At 32.6% G+C, this 3,115-nt stretch carries 4 protein-coding genes and 1 pseudogene; 4 read left to right on the top strand and 1 reads right to left on the bottom strand.

The genetic code is table 11. The features are described from left to right. Window positions 1-386: 386 nt before the first annotated feature. From ACFINO_RS09480 to ACFINO_RS09465, 4 genes are all read left to right on the top strand, one after another. On the top strand, window positions 387-1,181 hold the full coding sequence (locus ACFINO_RS09480) for a hypothetical protein (protein WP_375655557.1): 795 nt from the start codon (window positions 387-389) through the stop codon (window positions 1,179-1,181). A 40-nt stretch (window positions 1,182-1,221) separates the two neighbouring features. After that, the gene (locus ACFINO_RS09475) at window positions 1,222-1,395 is read left to right on the top strand and encodes a hypothetical protein (protein ID WP_375642963.1); all 174 of its coding nucleotides are present in this window, start codon (window positions 1,222-1,224) and stop codon (window positions 1,393-1,395) included. 149 nt (window positions 1,396-1,544) lie between these two features. After that, window positions 1,545-2,003 carry a hypothetical protein gene (locus ACFINO_RS09470; RefSeq protein WP_375655555.1) on the top strand — a complete coding sequence of 153 codons (459 nt, stop codon included), beginning with the start codon at window positions 1,545-1,547 and terminating at the stop codon, window positions 2,001-2,003. Further along, complete coding sequence (locus ACFINO_RS09465) at window positions 1,966-2,472, top strand: hypothetical protein (RefSeq protein WP_375655553.1); 507 nt, start codon at window positions 1,966-1,968, stop codon at window positions 2,470-2,472. Before ACFINO_RS09470 ends, ACFINO_RS09465 begins: the two co-directional genes overlap by 38 nt. 46 nt (window positions 2,473-2,518) lie before the next feature. On the opposite strand, the pseudogene ACFINO_RS09460 reads toward ACFINO_RS09465, so the two are convergent. After that, window positions 2,519-3,115 (bottom strand): annotated as a pseudogene (locus tag ACFINO_RS09460) (tyrosine-type recombinase/integrase); the annotation flags it as partial.

The raw sequence follows: 3,115 nt of genomic DNA, 5'->3' as shown, positions 1-3,115 counted from the left end.
GTGATGTCTCGTTATACAAAATGGATTGTACTCATTATACTCTTATTAGCACTTGATTTTTCACGTATTATGGATGCATTAGTAAGTATTTTTACACAAAAACCAAATATCCGACTCTAAACATACTCTGAGACGCGCGAAATTCTTTAGAAAATGGATTATTAATTTTGCTCGTCTCATGGAGGCGATAGAGAATGTCTTTGCACATTTAAAACAGTGGATTTCAAAGAATTAATCTTTGAATTAATTGTTTCATGAATTTAAAGCTTCTAATAAACTGTATTTGATATGAACAGCTTCGAAATTTTAATCCTTTAAGGATGAAGAGGAAGTCAAATCTTTGTAAAACGACACAATTGATTGTCTTTTATAGATTAGAGTGGATAATGAGAACAAATTTAAGTGGCCACGTAAGAAATACATCTTTACCAGAAAATCATGCTCTACTGCCTCTTTTTGAAGCAGTTGTAAATTCTATTCATTCCATTGAAGAAATAGGAAATGATTTTTCCTCACGCTACATTATAGTTTCAGTCATAAGATCGAAGCAAGCTTCACTACCACTTGACAAAGATACAGAAAAACTAAACGAGACAGAAATTGTAGGTTTTAAAGTGATCGACAATGGTACAGGCTTTAATGATCATAATTTTCAATCATTTAAAACTTTAGACTCAGATTATAAAAGAGATAAAGGTTGCCATGGTATAAGACGACTTTTATGGCTTAAAGCTTTTGATAATATAAAAATCAGGAGTATTTATGAAACAGATAGAGGATTAAAAGGGCGCACATTTTTATTTGATGCTGCTGCAGGTATAAAAGAATTAGATGAATTTCAAGATAATTGTACGAAGAGAGAAACTATTGTTGAGTTAACAGGTCTAAACCAAAAATATAAAAATCATATTCCTAAAAAACTACAATCTATCGCAAAAGCACTCTTAGAACATTGTCTCTGGTATTTTGCAAGAACTGGTGGTTGCCCTTTCATAACTATTGAAGATGACACAGAAAAGATATTATTAAATGATCTATATGAACAATGCATGCATGGAGCCGTTTTAAATGAAAAAATAAAAATAGAAAATTATAATTTTTCTATTATGCATATTAAATTTAGATCCTTACCTTTAGAAAATCATAGAAAATCAGGCTTTATGTTTTTGTGCAGGCAATAGAGCTATTACAAAAGAAAAGTTATCTGAGAAAATTCCGGGTATGCAATCAAAACTGCAAGATGATATAGGTGAATTTATCTACTCTTGTTATGTAAGCTCTCTTTTTTTAGATGAAAGAGTACGTTCTGAAAGAATAGGCTTTGATATTGAAGAAAATGTTGAAGATAAACAAGAAGATTTATTTAAAAGAAAAAAAATATATCATTTCCGATAATACGACAAGCCATTTATGAAAGCATTCAAAAATATTTAGCTGTAGAATTGAAGCAAAACATTCAAAACAGTAAGGAGATAGTTGAAAAGTTCATACATAAAGTACCACGCTATCGTCCACTCCTAAACTATTTAACAGACAATGACTATATGATTTCACCTAAAATAAATGATAAAAAATTGGAACTATATTTGCATGAATGTCTTGCTAGAGTAGAAAATGAAATTTTAGAAGAAGGTTATAATGTTTTAGCAGTTCAACAAGGAGAAAATACAGATAGTTATGCAGCAAGAATTAATAAATATGTAAATGCTGTATGTGATCTTAAAAAGTCCGATTTGGCAAATTACTTATTCCATAGAAAAACTATCATAGAACTTTTGAAGGAATCTTTAAATTCTCTTTATGACGGTGGTAAAGAATATATTAAAGAAGACGTTATTCATCAACTCATAGTACCCATGAAGTGTGATTCTAATTCTGTAGCTATGGATAATTGTAACTTGTGGTTGATAGACGAAAAATTAGTATTTCATGATTATTTAGCTTCTGATTTATCATTAAAAAAAAATGTCTATTACCGGCTCTATGGAAAAGGAAAGACCTGATATATGTAGTTTAGAATTATGTAATAATTCTATTTATTGGAATCCTTTATTAGTATCAGATAGCAAAGAGGGTTTAGAATCTCCTACTTTGGCATCTCTTACTATAGTAGAAATTAAGCGTCCCATGAGAGATGACGCGAAAGCTGGTACCGAAACAGATCCTATTTTGCAGGTCATTACTTATCTAGAAAAAATTCGTGCAGGCAAAGTACTTACCCCAAAAGGGCGTCCAATAAATTTGGATAGAAAAGTTCCCGGTTACTGTTATGTCGTCTGTGATCTAACTCCAAAAATAAAAGAGTGCTGCAAACGTTGGGATTTAACAGAATCAGGCGATCATATGGGATATTTTGGATATCATAAGAGTTATGAGTCCTATATAGAGGTTATTTCGTTTAGTAAGCTCATAGCTGATACTGAGAAAAGACATCAACGTTTCTTTAAAGCTTTAGGGTTGCCATTAAGGTAGAATAACAATAATTATATTTATGCTCTAATGGCCTTAGAATATTTTGTCAAACCACTCCCGATATAAAGCTAGCCCACAGCTCTAAAAGAACACGCCGTTGCTCTAAAAAATCCGTTCGCATATAAGCTTTTGTCACTGAACTCCCAACTGAATGCGCAAGAACAGTTTCGGCAATCTCAAAGGGTGTTGACGTTGTTTCTGCTATCTAATCCCGTAAACTGGAACGAAAACCATGGGGACGATAAGTCAAACCACAAACTGTCATATATTTTGCCATGCTTGCATCAGAAATTGGTTTGCCTGTAAGACCAGAAAAGAGAAAACCATTTTTTTCAAAGGGAAGAGATTTTTCAATCACTTTTAAAGATTCATTACTCAATGGCACGAGAAAATCTGAAACTTTCCCTACAATGCCCTTCATATTTTCTTTGGGTATCGTCCATATATCTTTATCAATTTGTTCAAGACGCAAATAGCGCAATGGATACGACCGTACTCCAGTCAAAATCAAGAGCTTCAGTGCTAAATTTGAAAGGATATTATCATCCAAGCTCTGATAAAATGCAGGAACCTCTTGCCATGGCATAGCAGGAATATTTGTTGATGTCGCACGTGGTTTTCCTAAAAGAGCGCGTGCCTTCAT

The sequence above is a fragment of the Bartonella sp. AA83SXKL genome (assembly GCF_042196965.1).
GTDB lineage: Bacteria > Pseudomonadota > Alphaproteobacteria > Rhizobiales > Rhizobiaceae > Bartonella.
Note: the sequence above shows the minus strand (reverse complement) of the source record. Positions and strands in the feature narration are given on the sequence as shown.